The organism is Streptomyces kaniharaensis (assembly GCF_009569385.1).
Taxonomy (GTDB): domain Bacteria; phylum Actinomycetota; class Actinomycetes; order Streptomycetales; family Streptomycetaceae; genus Kitasatospora; species Kitasatospora kaniharaensis.
Map to the genome: position 1 here is coordinate 110955 of NZ_WBOF01000003.1, position 19208 is coordinate 130162.

A 19208-nucleotide genomic window follows, 5' to 3' on the forward strand; every position below is an offset into this window, starting at 1 on the left:
CGTGCCGGGCCGGACCGGGTGCGGGCGTCAGCTGGTCTTGAAGGCGGTCGCGCCGATGGTGTACCAGTCGCTCATCAGCTGGCCGTTCGCCGTGTAGGAGTGGGAGATCACGCCGTCGGCGCTGCCGATGGCGAAGACCTCGGCCGCCTCCTCTCCGGCGTCGGCGTGTCACTCCGGTGGCGCGGCTGTTACGCCCCCGAGACGGAACGAGGCGAACTGGTGGGCGAGAGCGGGACGTCCTGAGGGGTGATCGGACGGGTTGACCGGATACCGTCCGCTGAGCCGGAGGGGTGGACCATGCGGGTGGGCAGGGGGTTGGCGGTGGCGGCGACGGTGCTGGCGTTGGGGCTGGGGGCGGCGGCGTGCAACGACGACGTGTCCTCGACGTCCGCGGCCTCGCCGGCGGCCTCGGGAGCAGCGGGATCGAACGGGGCCGGGGCGGCCGGGGCCTCGGCGAAGCCGGCCGCTTCTGGTGGGTCCGGCGCGTCGGTCACGCCCGCAGCGCCGGCGTCTCGCGGCGGGAACGCCGCGGACCGCTGCCACACGGCCGACCTGAAGGCGGACATCCAGATGCAGCCCATCTCCGCCGTCGGGCCCACCGCGATGGTGATGCTCACCAACAAGAGCTCGCGCACCTGCACGGTCCACGGCTACCTCGGTTACGGCGGGCTGCTGGCCGACAACGGCGCGGTGGTGACCGGCAGTTCACGGGTCGCCCACCCCGGCCAGCCGGTCGAGGTCACCCTCAAGCCGGGCGTCTCGGCGTTCTCCGGCCTCAAGTGGTCCTCCTGTGACAAGGCCGAGCCGACCTGCAAGGTTCTGGGCGGCATCACCGTCACCCCGCCCGACGAGACCACCCAGCTCACCGCCAACCTCATCGGCATCGACGGCAAGCCGGTCCAGCAAGTGCTGACCGTCTCCGCCGCCGGTTTCACGGTCGGCTCCCTCCAGCCGATCAGCCAGGGCGTGGTCTTCGCCTCCTGAGGCCCGCAAGGAACCCGCTGACTCGAGTCGGCGAGCTGCCGCGGCCGGTGCTGCCCGCGCTCCTTGTCGGTGGGCAGGGGCAGTCACAGCGGCCCGAGGTCCTCCTCCTCGCGGGCGGGTCGAGCAGGACGGCCGCGCTCGGCGTGGGCGGTGCGGGCTGCCCGCAGGCGTTCCTGGCCCTCGCGGTGGGCGGCTTCGGCCTTGCGCCTGGCGCGGCAGAGGTAGCAGGTGCCGTCCTTGCGGTACGTCCGGTAGCCGTGGGCCTCCTGGAGGCATGCCATCCGCCCGACATGGCAAAAGCGCTGAGCGCCTGCCGGGCCTCCTCGGTGGTCGTGGTCCTCGACTGCTGCTTCTCCGGCCGGGCGCAACTCGGAAGCCGATCGCCGCAGCAGTTCACGCTCCCGCCCGCCCACGGCATGTATCTGCTCGGCTCAACCGAACAGCTCGCCCTGGCGCCGGAGGACGAGCAGTACACCACCTTCACCGGCGCGCTGATCAAGCTGCTCGACGAGGGCGATCCGCGCGGCCCGCGCCTGCTGACCCTGGACGCCGCGTACGAGTACCTGTTCCGCACCCTGCGCGCCCGGCACGGCCCGCTGCCCCGCCGCCAGGCCGGAGACCGCTCGGGCACTCTGGTACTCGCCGTCAACCCGGCCCAGCCCGAGCCGGTGGGCGAGGACGAGCCGGAGCCGTCCCCGGGCCGCTGCCCGTACCTGGGCCTGGAGTCCTTCGCCGTGGACGACGCGGATTTCTTCTGCGGGCGGGAGCAGCTGGTCGACGCTCTGGTACGGGCCTGCGCAAAGGCACTGGCCGAGCGGCAGCCGCTGATCGTGGTCGGGCCGTCCGGCGCGGGGAAGTCCTCGGTGCTGCACGCCGGACTGGTCGCCACGCTGCGCCGGGGCGTGCCGGAGCTGCCCGGCTCGGCCGGGTGGCCCAGTCTGTTGCTCAGGCCCGGGGCGCACCCGTTGCGGGGCCTGGCCGCCGCGCTGCACCCGAACGGCGCCGCCGGCACCGAGTCCCTGCGTGCGGACCCGGATTCGGCGGCCGCGCTGGCCGCCGAGGCGCTCGCGAAGCAGTCCGGCAAACGGCTGGTCCTGGTGGTCGACCAGTTGGAGGAGCTGTTCACCGTCTGCCGGAGCCGGTCCGAGCGGACGGCCTTCCTGGCCGCGCTCTCGGCCCTCGCCGCCGGCTCGGCGGCCCTGGTGGTCCTGGCGCTGCGGGCCGATTTCTACGGCCAGGCCCTGGAGTATCCGGAGCTGGCCGCTGCGCTGCGGGACCACCAGGTGCAGGCCGCGCCGATGCGGCCGGAGGAACTGCGCGCGGCGATCGAACGGCCTGCCGCCCTGGCAGGGCTGACTCTCGACGAGGGCCTGGCTGACCTGCTGATGCACGAACTGGGCGCCACCCGGCCCACCGGCCCGGAGCCCGGCACGCTGCCGATGCTCTCCCACACCCTGTGGGCCATCTGGCAGCGGCGTCGCGGCGCCCGGCTGACCGTGGCCGGCCTGCGGGCCACCGGCGGGATCACCCGGGCGATCGCCGCCACCGCCGACGACGCGTACGACCGGCTGGACGAGGCCGGCCGGACAGCCCTCCGCCGGATGCTGCCCCGGCTGGTACGGGTCGACGACCAGAGCGTGGACACCGCCCAACGGGCCGACCGGGACAGCCTGTTGCACGGGCTGCCCGAGCAGGAGGCGGCCGAGCGGGCTCTGCACCGGTTCGCCGAGGCCCGGTTGCTGGTCGTGGACGAGCGGAGCGTCGCGCTGAGCCATGACGCCGTGCTGCGCAGCTGGCCGAGGCTGCGCGCCTGGGTGGATGCGGACCGCGACTGGCTGCGCGTCCGCCAGCGGCTCGCCGCCGACGCCGCGGCCTGGCTGGAGGCCGGCCGGGACCCTTCGCTGCTGTACCGCGGCACCCGGCTGGTCTCCGCTCGCGAAGGCGCCGCGGTGGACGAACTGCCTTCCCCGATGACCGAGTTCCTCGACCGCTCCGAGCGGTACGAGCGGCGCCGGATCCGGCGCACCCGGGCGGCCGTCGCGTCCCTGGTCGTGCTGACCCTGTTGTCGGTGAGCGCCGCCGGCCTGGCGGTCACCTTCCAGCGGGATGCCGATACCCAGCGGCAGCGCGCAGTGGCCCAGCTGGTCGCGGCCGAAGCCGCCGACCTGCGCGGCAGCCAGCCCGGTCTGGCCAAGCAACTCGCGGTGACGGCCTACAGGTTGGACCCTCGGGCGAACAGCGCCGCGTTGTTCGCCGCACTCGGAACGGACGGCGTCTTCGACGGCCAGGACCGTGTGGCGGACCTGGCACAGAGCGCGAGCGGGCGCCGCCTGGCCGTCTCGACGGGGAACGCGGTCGCGCTGTGGAGCACGGCGGGCGTCGGCGAAGAAGGGCGCGTCCGGCTCCCGGGCGTCGGCGCGGTCGCCCTGAGCCCGGATGGGCGGCTGCTCGCCGCGGCCGCCGGTCAGGCCGTGCGGCTGTGGGACATCGGCGACCCCGCCCACCCCCGGGAGCTCGCCGTACCTGCGGCGGCCGATCCGTCCGGCGTCACCGCACTGGCCGTCAGCCCGGACGGGCACCTGCTCGCCGCCGGTACGGACAACGGCGCGATCCGGCTCCTGGACCTGTCCACCCCGGCCGCGCCGAAGCCGTTCCCGGCGCTGACCGGCCACGCCGGGCTCGTCGACTCGCTGGCCTTCGCTCCGTCCGGCCGCACCCTGGCCAGTGCGGGTGCCGACAGGTCGGTGCACCTGTGGGATCTCGCCGCGCCCGCCCAGCCGGTCGCCCTGCCGAAGCTGGACGGCGGCCCGGTGCGCGGCGATCTCCAGCACAAGCCGCTGCACCGGCTGGCGTTCAGCCCGGACGGGCACCTGCTGGTCGGGCCCGGGGACGGCGACGACAATGCGCTCCGGCTCTGGGATGTCCGGAACACGGCCCAACCGCGCCTTGCGAAGACCGCCGACAAGGACCTGCCGGACTGCCGGGTGCGCCTGGTCTCGGTCGCGTTCAGCCCGGACGGCGGTCTGCTCGCCACCGTCTGTCAGCGCTCCACCGTGCTGTGGCAGATGGGCGCCGATCCGCTCGCCGTCAACACGCTGGAGGAGCCACCGATCGACGAGTACACCGACACCGGCGGCGGCGCCCTGTTCGTACCCGCAGGCAACCCGCTGCTGGCCAAGCCGGTGGGCGGTCTGCTGCTCACCGCCACCGGCCGGGGCGTCCACCTGACCGATGTGACCAACCCCTTCCAGTCCGGCGCCGTGGCCAGCCTGGGCCGGTCGCCGAGCGGGTTCGTCGTGCCCGTCACGTTCAGTTCCGGCTCACGGCGGCTGGTGGCCTGGGAAGGAGAGAGCGACGGGGCACTGTGGGATCTGAGTGGCGACCCGCCGCACCACCGGCTCGCCACCCTGCCCGGAAGCGGCCAACTGGGCGCGGGCGGCGCGGCGTTCAGCCCCGACGGCCGCGTCCTGGCCACCGGCGAACTGGGACCCGACGGCACCCCGGTGGTCCGCCTGCGCAGCACCGAGCAGCCGGGCGTCCCGGTGCTGTCCACGATCGACGGCCTCGACAACTCCGCCGCCGACCTCGCGTTCGGTCCGGACGGCCGGACGCTGGCCGTGGCCGACAACAACGACAACCTGGATGGCCGCCTCGCCCCGACGGTGAAGCTGTACGACCTGTCCGATCCGGTGCACCCGCAGCGGATCGCCGCCCTGCCGGGCGTGGTCTGGCGCCTGGCCCTCTCCCCCGACCGCCGCCTGCTGGCCGGGGGCGGCTCGGACTCGCTGCTGCTCTGGGACATCACCGACCCGCGGCACCCGGTCGCCCTGCCGTCGAGACCGCTCACCGCGGGTGCGGTCGTCTCCGAGCCGGCGTTCCGCCCGGACGGGCGCTGGCTGGCGGTGGCCGACTCCACCGGCGCGACCAGGCTGTGGCCGGTCGCCGGCGGCCGGGTGAGCGACAGCGACCCGGCGGTCTTCCAGTCGCCGGCCTCCGGCCCCGGGATCGCGTTCAGCCCGGACGGCCGGACCCTCGCCAAGACGAGCATGGGCGACAGCTACGCGAACGTCGGCCCGAGATACCCGCACATCGAGCTGTGGGACGTCGACAACCCGCAGGTCCCGACGCTCCGGGCCGTGGTGTCCACGAGCCAGACGAGCGGGATCCGGGGCTCCGAGCTCGCGTACAGCCCCGACGGGAAGCTCATCGCGACGATCGACGCGACCGTGGACCTCTGGAACACGGACCAGCCCACCACACTCCAGATCATCTGCCAGTCCGTCGGCGACACCATCACCCAGGACCAGTGGCAGCGCTACGTCCCCGGCGGAACGCCGTACCGCAAGCCCTGCCCCTGACCCGCCCGGCCGAGCCCCGCCCCGCCCCGCCCCGCCGCCAGCAGCGGACACTCAGGCGGACGATCCAGGCGCGCACCCACCGTTCATCACGGTTACGTTTCGCTGGAACGGACAGTCGGGGCCGACTCGTCAGACGGCGGCCATGGACGGAGCACCTTCGGATGCCGAACCGATCGAGCCTGGCCTACCAGGCACGTTACGCCCTGCGCCACCCCGAGAAGATCGTCCCGCACCTGCGACGACTCGCCCGCGACACCCGGCTAAGGCTGACCACCACCGACCACGTCGCCTACTACCGCGCCGTCATGCGCTCCGACACCGCCCGCAGCGCCGACGCCGCCGTCGGCAGCAAAACGCGGGAGAGCTGGCTGGCGCTGGGCCGGATGCAGTACGACTACCTCGTCGGACACGGTCTGAAGCCCACGGACCGGATGCTGGAGATCGGCTGTGGGAACCTGCGGGCCGGCTGGCGGTTCATCGGCCATCTCAAGACCGGCCACTACCACGGCATCGACATCTCGCCCGACATCCTGCACGCGGCCCGCCGCACCGTGGTCCAGTACGACCTCCAGCACAAGCTCCCCAACCTGGCCCTCGTACGGGATCTGACCTTCGACTTCCTGCCCGACGAACACTTCACCGTCGTCCACGCCCACAGCGTGTTCTCCCACTCCCCCCGGCACGTCATCGACGAATGTCTGGCCCACGTCGGACGCATCCTGCACCCGGACGGCTTCTTCGACTTCACCTTCGACCGCACCGACGGCCCGGATCACCAGGTACTGCGGGAGGACTTCTACTACCGGGCCGAGACCCTCATCGCCATGGCCGAGCGGCACGGGCTGGCCGCGAAGCTGATGGACGACTGGGAAGAGCTGCCACACAAGCAGTCCAAGATCCGCGTCGCCCGCGCCACCTGATAAGCGCGGGGACGGGTCGGGCGGCGAATCGACTATCGTCGTCCCCGGCCAAGGGATCAGACGGCGGCCAGGATGGCGCGCAGCCGCTCGTCCTCGTGGATGATGCTGTTCGCGACGCCGGAGCCGACGATGCGCCGGTCCTGCTCGGCGAGTTCGGCGACGCGCAGGCGCTGGTGGGTGCTCAGGGCGGTCGCGCCGAGGGCTTGGAGGGCCTCACAGGCACCTGAGACGTCCGCTCCCGTTTCGGCGGAGTGGAGGGCCGCCTCGGCGAGTCGGCCGAGGTCGACGGTGTCGGGGTCCGCGATGTCCAGCAGGGCGAGGGCGGCGGCGGGGGCCTTCTCGGGGTCGGCGAGCAGGTGCTCCAGGCGCGGGACCAGGGGCCGGGCGGCCGCGCCGAGAAGGGCGGTGGCGTGGATGGCGCGGACGACGGTCCACCGGTACCAGAGCTGGTTGCCGGCGGTGCGGTCGAGGACGGAGGCCAGGATCGTGACGGCTTCCTCGGCGTCGCCGTCGATCTGCCACACGGCGGTGGCGATCGCGATGTCGCAGTCCAGCTGCGGGGTGGTCGGCTCGGCGTCCTCGCTGACGGCTGCCCGCAGGACGGGGAGCAGTCCGGCGGCCGTCGCGCCCAGGGCGGCGACGGCCTGGGCGGCCTCGGCGACAAAAACGCGCGGGCCGGCGGCGAGCGCCTTGGCGACGGCGTCGAGCAGGACGTCGGTCTCGCCGGTGAGGTCGTGGTGGGCCCGCGCCACCATCAGCGGCCCGACGGCGGACCGCAGCACGGCGCCGGCCTGCTCGCGCTCGGCCTGCGGGCCGGCGGCGGCCACGGCGGCGATGGCGGTGGCCGCGTACTGGAAGCGGGGCAGCACCGCGTACAGCTCGGGCAGGGCGGCGGCGGCCTGCGGGCCCCACTGGCGCAGCAGATGGACCAGGTCGGCGGTCTCGTTGTTGCCGAGCCCGTCCGCGGTCAGCCGTGCGCGGACGGCGGCGAGCAGGGCCGGGTCGAAGGGGAAGGCAGGGGCCTGGAAGCCGCCTGCGGCGTCGAGCGCGCGGGGGCGCCGGTCGAGGTCCCTGGCCAGCAGCGGGGCGGCCTGTCGGGGCGCGACCCGGACAAGCACGGCCAGTGCCTGGTCGGCCGCCTCGTCGTCAGGCTGGGCGGCGAGTTCGGCGAGGACGGGCGCGGCCTCGGCGGCGGCCAAGCCGAGCTTGCCGAGCAGGGCCGCCGCCGGGTACTCGGCGGCGAGTGCGACGATGGCCGGGAGGAGTCGCCGGGGTGCGCTGCGGGAGAGGTGGCAGGCGCGGTCGGCCGCGGAAAGCGCCTCGGTCCGCACCTCGGGGCGGCCGTCGCGCAGGGCGGCGTCCAGCAGGGCGAAGACGCTCTCGCGGTCTGCCTCGGTCTCGCGGCCCAGCAGGCTGTCGACGATCGCACGCAGCGGGTCGCGGTGGTGCATGCTGTACCGGTCGACGGTGGATTCGCGGGCGGGCAGCAGGCCGAGCGCGGCGTCGTGGTGGGCGTCGGTCCACGGTTCCTCGGCGGTCAGGGCGACGAGGAGCGCGGCCAGTCGCAGCGGCGCGGGCGTGTCCGCGCCGAGCAGCGCGCGGGCCTCGTCGGCGGCGTCGGAGAGGTCCACCCGGCCGAGGGCGATGAGCAGTTCGGCCCGGACGCCGGGGTCGGCCTCGGCCGTCCACCGGCTCCGCAGGGCGGCCGGGGCGGCCTCGGTGTCCCGGGTGTGGCCGAGCGTCCAGGCGGTGAGCAGCCGGACGTCCACGTCTTCATGTGCCAGCAGCGGTATCAGCAGCGGGATTTGGGTGGCAACGGCGGCCCGGACCGCGCCCGGCGCGATCTCGAATTCGTCATCGCTCTCGGCCAACCCGCCGAGCAGGCAGAGGACTTCGACCGTGCCGGGCCGGGCGGCAGCGGCGATCCGGGCGAGGTACGGGACTGCGTCGACGCTGGCGGAGTACACCGTGCCCTGGTGGAGGATGCACGAGTACAGCTCGGAGATCGCCTCCTCGGCGTCCCCGCCGCCCTCGGCGAGGGCGCGCAGCAGGTCGGGCAGGTCCTCGGCGGGGCCGTAGGCGTGCGAGACGGAGGCCCAGGGGTGGGCGTCGAGGCCGGCGAGGGCGTCAGCGAGATCCATGGGCGTGATCTTCGCAGCCGGTTCCGACAGGACGGTCAGGGTGTGCTGACCTCCTGACCGTCCTGCGGCCGCGAGATGTTGACGCCCGGTCGCACAAGCGCCCGCCGGCCGCAGCCTCCCCTGCCGCTTGAGGCGGCCGTCCAGGCCGGGACACCCGTACGGTCCAAGGCGCACACGCACTCGGAGAAGCAGCCGTCATGCGCCGGGGCGCACGGGCTCCCCCGGGAGCTGCCGGGGGCCTCGGCCGATGTCGCGCTCCAGCTCCAGGCCGAGGACCCGGTCCACGCGCAGGAAGGTCTCGAAACGGGCGCCCGCGGGCAGGTCGGTGCGGGACTCCAAGACGTGCAGCGCGCGCAGCGCGGGTGCGGTGTCCAGGTCGTCGGCGAGGCCGTCGAAGGCCGTCCGGGCGGCCTCGGCGACCAGCGGCCGGGACGGCTCGCGGGCCAGCTCGGCGACCAGGCTCCGCCACCGGGCGAGGGTCGCCCGGGCGTCCGTGAGGTCCTGCCCGGTGAGCCGGGCGGGGGCCCGGTAGGCGTGGCCTAGCAGGGCCAACCGCACGGCCAGCGGATCCGGTTCGGCCGGCCCGGCAGCGCCGGGCTCGGCCGCTTCGGCGTCCCACTCGCCGGCCCGTGGTGCGAGCACGCGCCCGACGGTCATCAGCGGCACGGGCGGGATGTCGGGGTGCGGGTGGGCGGTGACGTGCAGGTCCGCCGCCGGATCCGGGTACGCGGTGGTGCCCGCGGGCGGGTGGATCCCGAGCCTGGCGGCCTTCCGCAGCAGGGCCTCGATCTGTTCGGCCGGTGCGTCGGGAAGCGAGAGCCGGGTGATCACCTGAAGGCCCTGGAGCTCGGCGATGCGGGCCAGTACGTCGGCGGTGAGCAGGGCCCGCAGGTCCGCGAGCTCGAACGGCCGGCCGGGCTGCCCGGCCTGGACGGTCACCCGCAGCAGTCCGGCTCGGTGCGGGTGGATTTCGGTGCGGTGCCCGGTTCGGGCGTCGGTGATGCGCAACGGTTATGCTCCCGGGCTGCGGGCGGGCTCTCAGAAGGTGAGGGTCTGGCCTGCGACGGACGCCTGCTTCCTGGTGTAGGCGACGCCGTGCACCTGCCGTCCTCTCGGCTGAACGTGCGGGTGGCGGTGACCCGGACTGCCTCCCGTTATCGCCGATCGGCCGCCGGGCGGGGCGGAGAACCACGCGGTGTTCACCCACATGCCGTCCGAGGCGAGTCGAAAGCGCCCGGGCTGCGCCGTCCCGGCGACGGGCCCGTATGGATCGATCCCGGTACGGGCCTATTGCGTATGTCCGCCCCGCTCGGCCGGAAGGGCCCTGGGGTCCGTGGTCACGCCGGGGTCGCGTGCCAGTCGACCACGGTTCGATGTTGTGCGGCGTACCGACGGTCACCCAGACCTCGTGGATGGGATGGAGGACTTCGCAAGAGGCATGAAATCCAGGCAATCGGGCACACGCGGAGGTGAATCCGGAAGGACCTCGTCCAAGGAGGAAGAGGATGGGTGCCGGAAAGAAGATCAAGCACACTGCTGAGACTGCCAAGGGCAAGGTCAAGGAAACCACCGGTAAGTCGGTTGGTAACGAGCGCCTCATCGCCAAGGGAAAGGCGGAACAGATCAAGGGGGATGTCGCGCAGGCGGGCCAGAAGACGAAGGATGCCATGAAGCACTGACGTCGTTGCTTGCACGGCGGGCCGTGCCCTGCGCCAGCGGAGGGCACGGCCCCGCCCAGCGGTCGTCCGACCCCGCCGGTGCCGCCATCGTCGCGACGAACGGTGGCGCTCATCCGGCGAATCCACCAGTACGGTGCCGGGCATGTCGAGGACCGGCTGTCGTGGTGCGAGACCCTCACCGCACTGGAGCGCCGATACGGCGGCCGCGCGGGCTCACGGTGGCAACAGGGGTCCCAGCGGCCCCAGGTCGAGGTTGAGGTCCTCCATCGTCAGACCGTAGCGGCCGCACAGTTCGACCATACGGTCGTGGAGGATCATCAGGGTCAGGCCCAGCCGCTCTTCCTGTTCCTCGGTGAGGTCGCCCTGGTCGACCCGGTGCAGGGCCTGTCGCTCCATCAACTGGCGCAGCAGCTCGACAAGTGTGAGCACCAGCTTGACCAGGTCCCGTTCGACCGTGTCCGGGTCGGTACGAAGGTGGCCGACGACGCGCTGTCCCCGCCGACGGGGCGGTGCCATGTCGTCCGGTCGTGCCGGGAGCAGGGAGAACGCCCGTGTCGCCGCCTCGGTCACCTCGGCCAAGCGGTCGGGCGCCGGCTGGCCGGGTGGGAAGGTCATTGCGTCCGTCCTTCCTCGGACAGAGGCGCCCGGACGACGGGCGTCCAGAGCTCTTCCATCTGTCCGCTGACGGAGACGATGACGGCGCGCAGGGAGATCCGGACCAGGTCGACGTCCGCGATCGACAGCATGAGGTCGCCGGTGAGCACCACTCCGCCGCTCAGGAGGCGGTCGAGCAGGTCGATCAGTGCGATGCGGCGGTCGGGGAGGTCGCGGTCCCGTTCCGTGGTCACTGCGGGGGCGCCCCCTCCCGCGTATCGGGCGCCGCGGGTTCGGCGAACGAGTATGGCGCCCACGGTCCCGTGACCTCGACCCGCAGCCCCGGCAGGCCTTCGGTCGACCGGAGGACGCGGTCCCGGAACTCCTCGGCGAGGTGGCGGGGGACGAGATAGGCGTCATTGGCGACGTTCTCCCCGGGGCCGCCGGCCAGGCGTCCCTGCTGGAGTCGGTGGCGGGCATGCTCCACGGCGAGATCGCGGGCCTCGGCGTCGATCCGGCGGATCATTTCCTCCGCCGCCCGCCAGACGTCTTCCCGGGCGCGGCGCTGGTCGCTGCGACGTTGCAGATAGGCACGTCCGGGGCGGGACTGCGCCGACAGGTCGCCGCCGACCGGTGGTTCGGAGGGGGCGGTCTCGTTGGATGGCTCCGTATAGATCTTCACGCCCCACTCGACGTGATCGGCGAGCCGGTCCAGCAGCGCCGTGAAGGTCTGTCGGCGCTCACCCAGCATCTCGCGGACATGGGCGTCGTCCGCGTACAGGGTGGCCAGCCGGAGAGGGAGCACGGTCGTGTGAGCGGACAGGACCTCGACGACCGAGTGATGGGCCCTTGCGACTGTCTCAAGCCAGTCGAGGTCTTCCAACCGGTCCTTGAGAGCCTGTTCCGAGAACTCCTCTTCCGGCACGGAGCTCACCGCCGCGGCGACCGTCGTGGAGCGCACCAGGGCGACGGATGCGTTGGCGACCCCGCGCACATCGGACAGCACGTGTTCGAGCGCGGAGGACGGCCGGACCACCGCATAGGTATACCTGAGGCGATTGGCCATGGCTCAACTCCCGGGATCCTCACGCTCTGCTGCCCGCTTCCGGCGCCGTGGGGCGGCGTCGACCTCTCGCTTGGCGCCTTGACGGGGACGGCTGGCCGAGGGCAGCTCGGTCTCGGCTTTCCGAGCGCGTCCGCGAAGCGCCTTCACCTCGGCTCGCAGGCGCTCGTTCTCCTCCTCCAACGCGTCGCGTTCGTCCGCCCGTTCCACGGCGTGGTACTCGTCGGCGCGTGAGGACAGGGCGGGGTCGCGCTCCCACCAGTCGATGCCGATCTCCTTCGCCTTGTCGACGGAGGCGACCAGGAGCCGGAGCTTGATCGTGAGAAGTTCTATCTCGAGCAGGTTGATCTTGATGTCCCCGACGATGACGATTCCCTTGTCGAGTACCCGTTCGAGGATGTCGGCCAGGTTCGCCCCGGATTCCCCGCCGTAGGGATAAAGCGGTCGTGCCGGGGCGGGGCCGGAGGGATTGGGTCCGGTCACGGCGTGCTCGACCTCGATTCGTAGCGCGACTCAGCGCCTCGCCGCAGACCTGCGCCGCGGGCGCTCTTCCTCGGCTGGCTCCTCTTCCTCGTCGTCCTCCTCTTCCTCGTCGAAATCTTCCTCGTCGTACGGCTCCTCCTCTTCCTCCTCTTCCTCCTCTTCCTCGTCGTACGGCTCCTCCTCTTCCTCCTCTTCCTCCTCGTCGTACGGCTCTTCCTCTTGCTCGTCGTCGTGCGGGGTCTCCTCCTCACTGGTGGATTCCGCCGGCTCGCCGACCACTCGGCCTTCGTGGATCTCTCCGCGCCAGCCGCCGGTGGCCTCGCCGCGCAGCATGAGGAACGCGCGGTAGCGCTTCAGATCCAGTCGGGCGCGGCGCCCCTGGGCCCGCACCAGGCTCCCGGTCTTCTCGACCATGCCCTTGGGGAAGTACTCCAGCACGAGCAGCACCTTGGTCAGGTTCTCGCCCAAGGGGTGAAAGGTGACCACACCCCTGGTCGTGCCCTTCTCGCCCTCGGAGGCCCAGGCGATCCTCTCGTCGGGCACCTGCTCGGTGATCTTTCCACGCCAACTGCGTTTGGCCTTGCCGACCTTCACCCGCCAGTCGGTTGTGGCGTCGTCGCGCTGCTCGACGGCGAGCACGCCCTTGGCGAACCTGCCGAACTCCTCGAACTGGGTCCACTGGTTGTAAGCCTCGCGCACCGGAACGCCCACATCGATGTCCTCGATGACGGTCAGCGTCCTGGTCCCGGCGGGCTGGCCACCCGCGTTCTGCCCGCCGTCCTTCCCGATGGTCTCCACGGCCTTGCGGGCCGCGTCCTTCACCCGGGAAGCGCCCGCCAGCAGCACGGCCTTGCCCGGCGAAGCCCGCACTCCGAGCTTCTTGCCCCCCTTGGAGAGGGCCTCGACGAGCCCGCCGGTGCCGCCGCCCGGCTGTGCCAGCCGGGTCGCGGCCCGGCCGAGGCGATGGCCGAGACCAGCCACCGCGAGCTCCGCCCGCGTCTCGAGGTAGTGCTCCAGTTCCTCCATCAGCCGGTTTGTCCCCGGATTGGCCTGCGCCTGCTCGCGCACTCTTTCCAGCGCCCCAACCGCCGACTTCGTCTCAGCCATCGTCCGGCCTCCTGCTCCGCCCCCCGGAAGCTCCGCTCGAAGAGCGGGGCCGGCCGGTGGACGCCTTGTCACGGCGAGGTCTGTCGGCCGTCTTCCGCGCGGCTTCGCCCGCCTTCCGCGCCGGCGCCCGGGCAGCACGTGAAACCGAGCGTGCCGGACTGCTCGCCGCCTCTTCGTGTTCTTCTTCCTCGCGCTCCTCGCGCTCCTTGTGCCCGCGCTCCTCCTCGTGCCCCTCGTGCTCTTCGTGCCGTTCGCGCTCTTCGGCCTCATCGTCCGCCCGGCTCTTCTCCCGGAGACCACGGGTGCGTTCGTGGAGCGAGTCGGCCAGGCTGTTGGCCCTGGTCGTCAGCACGGAGGTGGCTGCCTCTTTGCCAGCATTCACCAGTTCCCCGCGCACCTGCTCGCTGACGCCGCTGAGAAGCGGCGAACTGGTGAGCGCGTCCGCGAGTTGCTTTGGCTTGACCCTCGCTCCGGCGAGCAGCGCGCCCAGCCCGAGGGCAAGTCTGGCCTTCTTCCTTCGGCCGAGCACGTAGCCGCCGAGTACGGCGGCGCCGATCTTGGCCTTGGTCATCATGTCGTCTTCATCTCCTGCGGCGCGGGGGTTCCATCTCAGGCCCCGCCCTGTGCGCCTCGTCTGAGCTGATATGCCTTGCTCTCCTCAAGCCGCGCCAGGAGTTCGTCCTCCTGCCGCTCAAACTCCTCCTCCTCGATATGGCCTTCGGCCCGCGCCCTCTCCAACTCCGCCAGCTGCGCCTGCACGGGCTCGGGGTCGTAGTAATCGCGCTCGGCGGCCTCGACAACCTTGTCGACCACCCAGACCACGCCCCTGACCGGGGCGAGCGGAAAGGTCAGGAACTGAACCAGTACTCCCACCACGCCTCCTGTGCGATTTGCTGTGACTGCGGAGCTGATCAGACGAAGCTGTAGGGCGGCAACGGGCCCAGGACTCGAAGTTCGGCCTGGTCCTGGTAGCGCTTGGCCAGCTTCCGACCGGCCTCGACGAATTCCTCGGCCTTGCCGCGGTCCACCAGGTAGGAGGCGTTGAGGGCGTACTGCGAGGAAGGCGGCGAGAGTCGCTCGGCGCGTGCGAGCGGCTTCAGGGCCGCGACGATCTCGCCTTCCAGTACGTTCTGACGGCTCTGCACCTGCTCGGCCACCATCTGACCGAAGGCCACCCGCTCCTCGTACGAGCCGCCGCCTTCACGGGTGGCTTCGTTCAGGCGGCGCAGCTCGTCCGACTCCTCGAGGATCTCGCGCAGCATCGCCTCTTCGTCCTGAGTCGCCTTGACGTTGAACTCCACACGGTCCGTGAGCTCTTCCATGCGCTGGGTGAACTCCTCGGCTCGCTCTTCGAGGAGGGCCCGAACCATGTCCTCGTCCTGGGCGACGAACCCGAAGCTCAACGGCAGCGTGGCACCGTCGGCCCACAGCCTCTCCTGAACCCCGTGGTGGGCCTCCAGGTCCCGGCGCCTGGCCGCCAGGTCCTCAGGCATCTCACTGGCGACGGCACAGAGGGAATCACCGCGTACCGCATAGACCTTGGCCGGAGGATCCCCTACTCCCCGGAGCTCGTCGAGATGCAGCGGGTGGGATGCCTTGGTAATGGCATACACGTACAAAGACATCGGTTACTCCTCCTGACGTTGCGAGGAGCGACGTTGCGAGGAACGGCGTCGCGAGGGTTCAGCCTCGGCGTCCTCGTCGCGCCCCTTGTGGAAGGAGTCGGCGAAGGCTTCGACCGCGCCTTCCAGCGCGCCCTTGGCCTTCCCCTTGGCCCCTCCTTCGAGGGTCTCCCCCACGACGTCCGTCAGCTTGGCAGGGGCCTTGCGACCCGTCTCCAGATCCAAGCGGTTACATGCGTCGGCGAAGCGCAGATAGGTGTCCACGCTGGCGACGACGACTCGTGCGTCGATCTTCGCTATCTCGATGCCCACCAGGGACACCCGGACGAACGCATCGATGACCAGCCCCCTGTCGAGGACGAGCTCCAACACGTCGTAGAGGTTCCCGGAGCCTCCTGTCGAGGGCACGGCGCCCCCGCCCTGTGGCATCACAGTCACGGCCCTTGTCCTTCCGAATGAAGAGGGCCACGCCCAGTGGCGTTGCCCCTGTCGACCTGTGCGCGCGAGTACCGGTGGTCCCGTTGGTACGCCAGCAGTTGGCCCTCCGGGTCGAGGATGACCTGGTAGCTGGCCATCACACTGGCCGTCTCCGGAATCCGCTCCAGCTCCACGACCTCGACCTGAGCCTCCCAGCCCTGCTCCGTCGGCCTCAGCCCCGAGACCGACTCCGGCGCCCTGCCGAGCAGCTCTGTCAGCTGTTTCGCCGCGCTCTCCAGAGCCTCGGTGGCCGTCACCCGTCGGGGTGGGGTCGCCCGCTTCCGCGGCGCGCTCGATTTCTTTGCCTCGTGCTCAGCCGTGACATTCACCGCCTTGACCAACTCGTTACGAATGATTCACTGCGTCCGGCTACCCGGATACAGGTCGCCCATGCGGCGAATCGCGATCGCATCCAAACCTCGCGTGGCGCCGAGGGGCTGCGCTCACCAGACAACCGACCGGGGCGAGGGCCGAACCGCGAAGGGGCAACCGACTGCCGCCGATCCGCCGCGTCGTCCGACCTGACCCGGCGGTGGCAGCGCTGGCGCGGCCGATCCCCTGTCAGGTTGCTGCCTGCGGGGTGGAGCATCGTCGCCGGGCCGCCGGTGGACAGCCTGTGTGGAAGGCCGCGCTCGCCTGGGCGGGCGGCCAGGAGGTCCTGCCGGACCAGGTGGCCCACGACTATGGGGGCCCTGTGCAGGTGCGGCATGTCAGAGCGATTCTTCCGGTGGCTCTCGCTTACACAGCCGGCTCGGCCGACTACGGTTCGATGGTGAAGAGGCTGCCGGTCTCGGTCACCTCGAGCAGCCGCGCCAGACAGCGCCCCGGGCGCAGCGAGAGGATCTTGCCGGCGTGGCGGGCTCGCTCGCGCATCCGCAGCAGGACGTTCAAGCCATTGCTGTCGGTGAAACCGACGCCGGTCATGTCGATGGTCAGCCTTCGGGGGCTGGCATCGAGGGCGATTGTCAGAGCGCGCTGGAGATCGGCGCCACTGTCCTGATCGATGTCACCGGTGACGGCGGCGACCGGCTGTTGCGCGGTTCCGGCGAGCCGCACGTACATGTGATTGTTCGTGGCCGCGATCAAGCCGGGCCGGTAGGCGGTTGGCGGCTGGACCATCCGTCTCTCGACGGTGTTTCGTTGCTGTGGCCACCCGGACATGGCGGGCTCCCGGAATGCTGGCGAATCAAGGCTGTACTGCTAGCGTGAGCGACTTCCCCACATAGGTCAAGCAAAACCTGAATCGAAAATCATCTTTTGTGATACCGGAATGGCCGGACCTACGATGGGAGCGTGGAGAGGCCCATGCCCCAGCGATCGAGGACGAACTGGACTTTCCTGACCAGCCATGCTCGGGTCTTGGGGACCATCGCGCGGGACCCCGGAATCCGGCTGCGCGACATCGCCGCGCAATGCGATCTGACCGAGCGTGCTGTCCGGGCGATCGTCGCGGACCTGGAGACGGCCGGCTATCTCACGCACACCCGCACCGGCCGCCGCAACAGATACGAGATCGTTCCCGACACCCGCCTGCGCCACCCCGCCGACGGCGAGCTTTCCGTGGCCGCTCTCCTTGCATTTCTGACCTCGCCAGCGGTGCAAACGTTCCGGCCGCCGGTCGGGAGCGTGCAGGAGTAGGACTTCAGGAACGAGGCGGGCGGCTCCGGGCAGCGCTTCATGCTGATAGCGCACGCCGCACTCGTCAGGACGACTTGCTTCAGCAGCCGCTTGGGACGAGTGACCTTCAGATAGCCAGGGCCGGCCCGCGGACTCCCCCCAGCCGCGCGTCCACCACCCGGGGTCGGTCGGTAGTCGGCCGCGCGACGGGTAGACGCGCCGTGGACAAGCCCCCGGCTTGAGGCCGGACGACAAGGGAGCCCAGGCATGAATCCTGTCGAACGCACCCTCCGCGCTCTCGACCGCGCCCAACAACGGCACACTGCCCCGGGGATGGTCGTCGGCGTGGTCAAGAAGTACGGAGACGACCGCGGTGGTCTGCTCGCAGCCCTCATCGCCTACTACGGGTTCGTCGCCCTCATCCCGCTGCTTCTCCTGCTCAGCACCATCCTCAGCTTCATCCTCCACGGACACCCAGGCGCCCAGAAGGCCATCGTCGACTCCGCGCTCGCCGACTTCCCCATCATCGGCGACCAGCTCCGCCAGAACGTCCACACCGTCCAGGGCAGCGGCCTCGCCCTCGTCGTTGCCCTCCTCGGCCTGCTGTACGGCGCGCTCGGTATCGCCCAGGTCCTTCAGCACGCCATGGCCGAAGTCTGGAACGTGCCCGGAGTGATCCGCCCCGGCTACTTTCCGCGCCTGGCCCGCAGCCTGCTGCTGTTCACCACGCTCGCCGTGGGCTTGCTGCTGGCCACCGCCGCCGCCACTCTCGTCGCCACCACCCTTGGCGGGCAGGCCGCACGCATCGGCGCCCTCATCCTGTCCGCCGTGATCAACTCCGGCCTGTGCCTGGCCTGCTTCCGCATCCTGACCCCCAAGACCGTCTCCATCCGCGCCCTGCTGCCCGGATGCGCGATCGCCGGCCCCCTGTTCACCATCCTGCAGGCCTTCGGCGCCCTCCTGGTGACCCACCAACTGCGCCATGCCACAGCCATCTACGGGTTCTTCGCAACCGTGATCGGCCTGCTCTCCTGGCTCTATCTGGCCGCGACGATCACCGTGTACGCGGCCGAGACCAATGTGGTTCTGCACCGGCGACTGTGGCCGCGAAGCATCCTGCAGCCACCGCTCACCGAGGCGGACGAGGAAGTGCTGGAATCCATCGCGAACCAGGAGGAACGCCGTCCCGAGCAGCACGTCGACGTCGAGTTCAAAGACGACAGCACACCCCCAGGGACGAGCGGCCGCACCGAAACGACACCCGACCCGGAGGGTTGAGACCAGGCATGGGCAGGACGGGACCAGCATCCCGGCGCCGCTGGCTCGGTGCGGATGACGGACGACAGTGTGATCTTCTTGTCGTCACCCACGGTTTCGTCCCCGGCACCCGCAGCTTCCGTCCGAGAATATCCCTCGCCGCTATTCCACGACACGTCTAAAAATCACACATACGGAAAGAAGGGTTCCGCAGGATCGTTCTTCAACCCGGTCGGCGAGCCATGATCGCGAGGTGGGACAGATGTTCCAGATTCTGTGGATACTTCTCATCGGACTCGTGCTCGGGATACTCGCAAAATTGATCCTGCCAGGGCGGCAGGCCATCCCGTGGTGGCTGACGATGCTCCTCGGAGCAGCGGCCGCCTTGCTCGGCAACGCGGCTGCCGGCTGGATCGGTGTCCGCCACACCGGTGGCGTGGACTGGATCCGGCACCTGCTCCAGGTGGGCTTCGCCGTAGTCGTCGTGGCACTCGCCGCACCGCTGTGGCACCGCTCGCGCGCCCGACGGTAGGTCAGGAGAAACAACCATGGGACTAGGAGTTTCCATATTCTTGCTCGCGGCCGGTGTGATACTCGCCTTTGCCGTGAAGCGTGATGTTTCGGCAGTCGACCTCCACATGGTCGGCATCATCCTCATGGCGGTCGGAGCGCTGGGAGTCATCCTGTTCCTCGGCCTGGTGTACCGGGGCCGCTACATGGTCCGGGACCACATAGTCGATGAGCCTCCGGTGGAGCGTCGCCGCGACGAACGTCTGTGAGGCTTCGCAACCACGGAAGGTGAGACCTCGCCAACGACGGGAAGAACGACTCTGCCGTTGTGCAGCGCATGACCGATCAAGCTGACCGCAGGGGCGCGCCGGTGCCAATGGTGTGGGCGCTCGTGGT

Annotated in this window: 23 protein-coding genes; 8 read left to right on the forward strand and 15 right to left on the reverse strand. The window is 70.9% G+C overall.

Features of this window, described 5'->3' with window-relative positions:
* Positions 1–188: 188 nt before the first annotated feature.
* Positions 189–494 (reverse strand): hypothetical protein, encoded by a 306-nt coding sequence (locus tag F7Q99_RS43425; protein ID WP_153467937.1) that lies wholly within the window; start codon positions 492–494, stop codon positions 189–191.
* Here F7Q99_RS43425 and F7Q99_RS42830 point away from each other — a divergent pair.
* Positions 376–984, forward strand: a complete 609-nt coding sequence (locus F7Q99_RS42830) for a DUF4232 domain-containing protein (RefSeq protein ID WP_326847477.1) — start codon at positions 376–378, stop codon at positions 982–984. The genes F7Q99_RS43425 and F7Q99_RS42830 overlap by 119 nt on opposite strands.
* Positions 985–1067: 83 nt before the next feature.
* On the opposite strand, the gene F7Q99_RS31690 is transcribed toward F7Q99_RS42830, so the two are convergent.
* The gene (locus F7Q99_RS31690; RefSeq protein ID WP_153467942.1) at positions 1068–1265 is read right to left on the reverse strand and encodes a hypothetical protein; all 198 of its coding nucleotides are present in this window, start codon (positions 1263–1265) and stop codon (positions 1068–1070) included.
* A gap of 9 nt (positions 1266–1274) precedes the next feature.
* Between F7Q99_RS31690 and F7Q99_RS31695 the strand changes: the two genes are divergently transcribed.
* Together F7Q99_RS31695 and F7Q99_RS31700 are read left to right on the forward strand one after the other, a co-directional pair.
* Positions 1275–5342 carry an nSTAND1 domain-containing NTPase gene (locus F7Q99_RS31695; RefSeq protein ID WP_153467944.1) on the forward strand — a complete coding sequence of 1356 codons (4068 nt, stop codon included), beginning with the start codon at positions 1275–1277 and terminating at the stop codon, positions 5340–5342.
* Between the two features lie 161 nt (positions 5343–5503).
* Positions 5504–6262: a class I SAM-dependent methyltransferase gene (locus F7Q99_RS31700; RefSeq protein ID WP_153467947.1), complete on the forward strand. Its 759-nt coding sequence runs from the start codon at positions 5504–5506 to the stop codon at positions 6260–6262.
* Positions 6263–6318: 56 nt separating this feature from the next.
* Here F7Q99_RS31700 and F7Q99_RS31705 read toward each other — a convergent pair whose 3' ends face one another.
* Positions 6319–8403 (reverse strand): HEAT repeat domain-containing protein, encoded by a 2085-nt coding sequence (locus tag F7Q99_RS31705; RefSeq protein WP_153467950.1) that lies wholly within the window; start codon positions 8401–8403, stop codon positions 6319–6321.
* A 195-nt stretch (positions 8404–8598) separates the two neighbouring features.
* Positions 8599–9411, reverse strand: coding sequence for a hypothetical protein (locus F7Q99_RS31710; RefSeq protein WP_153467953.1), 813 nt, complete (start codon positions 9409–9411; stop codon positions 8599–8601).
* A 497-nt stretch (positions 9412–9908) separates the two neighbouring features.
* Between F7Q99_RS31710 and F7Q99_RS31715 the strand changes: the two genes are divergently transcribed.
* Positions 9909–10082: a CsbD family protein gene (locus F7Q99_RS31715; RefSeq protein WP_153467956.1), complete on the forward strand. Its 174-nt coding sequence runs from the start codon at positions 9909–9911 to the stop codon at positions 10080–10082.
* Between the two features lie 213 nt (positions 10083–10295).
* On the opposite strand, the gene F7Q99_RS31720 is transcribed toward F7Q99_RS31715, so the two are convergent.
* From F7Q99_RS31720 to F7Q99_RS31770, 11 genes are all read right to left on the reverse strand, one after another.
* Entirely contained in the window at positions 10296–10697 is a 402-nt protein-coding gene (locus F7Q99_RS31720) for a gas vesicle protein K (RefSeq protein WP_153467959.1), read from the reverse strand.
* Positions 10694–10930 (reverse strand): gas vesicle protein, encoded by a 237-nt coding sequence (locus tag F7Q99_RS31725; RefSeq protein ID WP_326847385.1) that lies wholly within the window; start codon positions 10928–10930, stop codon positions 10694–10696. Before F7Q99_RS31725 ends, F7Q99_RS31720 begins: the two co-directional genes overlap by 4 nt.
* The gene (locus F7Q99_RS31730; protein ID WP_153467961.1) at positions 10927–11742 is read right to left on the reverse strand and encodes a GvpL/GvpF family gas vesicle protein; all 816 of its coding nucleotides are present in this window, start codon (positions 11740–11742) and stop codon (positions 10927–10929) included. The genes F7Q99_RS31725 and F7Q99_RS31730 overlap by 4 nt, the downstream gene beginning before the upstream one ends.
* A gap of 3 nt (positions 11743–11745) precedes the next feature.
* On the reverse strand, positions 11746–12222 hold the full coding sequence (locus F7Q99_RS31735; protein WP_326847386.1) for a gas vesicle protein: 477 nt from the start codon (positions 12220–12222) through the stop codon (positions 11746–11748).
* Between the two features lie 30 nt (positions 12223–12252).
* Positions 12253–13290 (reverse strand): SRPBCC family protein, encoded by a 1038-nt coding sequence (locus F7Q99_RS31740; protein ID WP_326847387.1) that lies wholly within the window; start codon positions 13288–13290, stop codon positions 12253–12255.
* A gap of 31 nt (positions 13291–13321) precedes the next feature.
* A complete protein-coding gene (locus F7Q99_RS31745) occupies positions 13322–13903 on the reverse strand; it encodes a hypothetical protein (RefSeq protein WP_153467967.1) in 582 nt (193 codons plus the stop codon).
* A 35-nt stretch (positions 13904–13938) separates the two neighbouring features.
* The gene (locus F7Q99_RS31750; protein ID WP_326847478.1) at positions 13939–14202 is read right to left on the reverse strand and encodes a gas vesicle protein GvpG; all 264 of its coding nucleotides are present in this window, start codon (positions 14200–14202) and stop codon (positions 13939–13941) included.
* Positions 14203–14240: 38 nt separating this feature from the next.
* Positions 14241–14954 (reverse strand): GvpL/GvpF family gas vesicle protein, encoded by a 714-nt coding sequence (locus F7Q99_RS31755; protein ID WP_153467973.1) that lies wholly within the window; start codon positions 14952–14954, stop codon positions 14241–14243.
* Positions 14955–14957: 3 nt separating this feature from the next.
* Positions 14958–15383 (reverse strand): gas vesicle protein GvpJ, encoded by a 426-nt coding sequence (gvpJ, locus tag F7Q99_RS31760; RefSeq protein ID WP_407697904.1) that lies wholly within the window; start codon positions 15381–15383, stop codon positions 14958–14960.
* A gap of 2 nt (positions 15384–15385) precedes the next feature.
* Positions 15386–15757, reverse strand: coding sequence for a gas vesicle protein GvpO (locus F7Q99_RS31765; protein ID WP_407697905.1), 372 nt, complete (start codon positions 15755–15757; stop codon positions 15386–15388).
* A gap of 430 nt (positions 15758–16187) precedes the next feature.
* A complete protein-coding gene (locus F7Q99_RS31770) occupies positions 16188–16514 on the reverse strand; it encodes an STAS domain-containing protein (protein WP_195911337.1) in 327 nt (108 codons plus the stop codon).
* 219 nt (positions 16515–16733) lie between these two features.
* Here F7Q99_RS31770 and F7Q99_RS31775 point away from each other — a divergent pair, with 219 nt between their 5' ends.
* The 4 genes from F7Q99_RS31775 to F7Q99_RS31790 all read left to right on the forward strand — a co-directional run bounded on the left by F7Q99_RS31775 (position 16734) and on the right by F7Q99_RS31790 (position 19081).
* Positions 16734–17066, forward strand: coding sequence for a helix-turn-helix transcriptional regulator (locus tag F7Q99_RS31775; protein ID WP_153467983.1), 333 nt, complete (start codon positions 16734–16736; stop codon positions 17064–17066).
* A 246-nt stretch (positions 17067–17312) separates the two neighbouring features.
* Entirely contained in the window at positions 17313–18323 is a 1011-nt protein-coding gene (locus F7Q99_RS31780; RefSeq protein ID WP_153467987.1) for a YihY/virulence factor BrkB family protein, read from the forward strand.
* 241 nt (positions 18324–18564) lie between these two features.
* The gene (locus F7Q99_RS31785) at positions 18565–18834 is read left to right on the forward strand and encodes a GlsB/YeaQ/YmgE family stress response membrane protein (protein ID WP_153467990.1); all 270 of its coding nucleotides are present in this window, start codon (positions 18565–18567) and stop codon (positions 18832–18834) included.
* A gap of 16 nt (positions 18835–18850) precedes the next feature.
* Complete coding sequence (locus F7Q99_RS31790) at positions 18851–19081, forward strand: DUF6458 family protein (protein ID WP_153467993.1); 231 nt, start codon at positions 18851–18853, stop codon at positions 19079–19081.
* Positions 19082–19208 lie beyond the last annotated feature (127 nt).

Bases quoted from the DNA above. Each gene is read 5' to 3' on its own strand.
- F7Q99_RS31690 (WP_153467942.1), bottom strand. From the start codon at position 1,265: ATGGCATGCCTCCAGGAGGCCCACGGCTACCGGACGTACCGCAAGGAC.
- F7Q99_RS31695 (WP_153467944.1), top strand. From the start codon at position 1,275: ATGGCAAAAGCGCTGAGCGCCTGCCGGGCCTCCTCGGTGGTCGTGGTC.
- F7Q99_RS31700 (WP_153467947.1), top strand. From the start codon at position 5,504: ATGCCGAACCGATCGAGCCTGGCCTACCAGGCACGTTACGCCCTGCGC.
- F7Q99_RS31705 (WP_153467950.1), bottom strand. From the start codon at position 8,403: ATGGATCTCGCTGACGCCCTCGCCGGCCTCGACGCCCACCCCTGGGCC.
- F7Q99_RS31715 (WP_153467956.1), top strand. From the start codon at position 9,909: ATGGGTGCCGGAAAGAAGATCAAGCACACTGCTGAGACTGCCAAGGGC.
- F7Q99_RS31720 (WP_153467959.1), bottom strand. From the start codon at position 10,697: ATGACCTTCCCACCCGGCCAGCCGGCGCCCGACCGCTTGGCCGAGGTG.
- F7Q99_RS31730 (WP_153467961.1), bottom strand. From the start codon at position 11,742: ATGGCCAATCGCCTCAGGTATACCTATGCGGTGGTCCGGCCGTCCTCC.
- F7Q99_RS31745 (WP_153467967.1), bottom strand. From the start codon at position 13,903: ATGATGACCAAGGCCAAGATCGGCGCCGCCGTACTCGGCGGCTACGTG.
- F7Q99_RS31755 (WP_153467973.1), bottom strand. From the start codon at position 14,954: ATGTCTTTGTACGTGTATGCCATTACCAAGGCATCCCACCCGCTGCAT.
- F7Q99_RS31775 (WP_153467983.1), top strand. From the start codon at position 16,734: ATGCCCCAGCGATCGAGGACGAACTGGACTTTCCTGACCAGCCATGCT.
- F7Q99_RS31780 (WP_153467987.1), top strand. From the start codon at position 17,313: ATGAATCCTGTCGAACGCACCCTCCGCGCTCTCGACCGCGCCCAACAA.
- F7Q99_RS31785 (WP_153467990.1), top strand. From the start codon at position 18,565: ATGTTCCAGATTCTGTGGATACTTCTCATCGGACTCGTGCTCGGGATA.
- F7Q99_RS31790 (WP_153467993.1), top strand. From the start codon at position 18,851: ATGGGACTAGGAGTTTCCATATTCTTGCTCGCGGCCGGTGTGATACTC.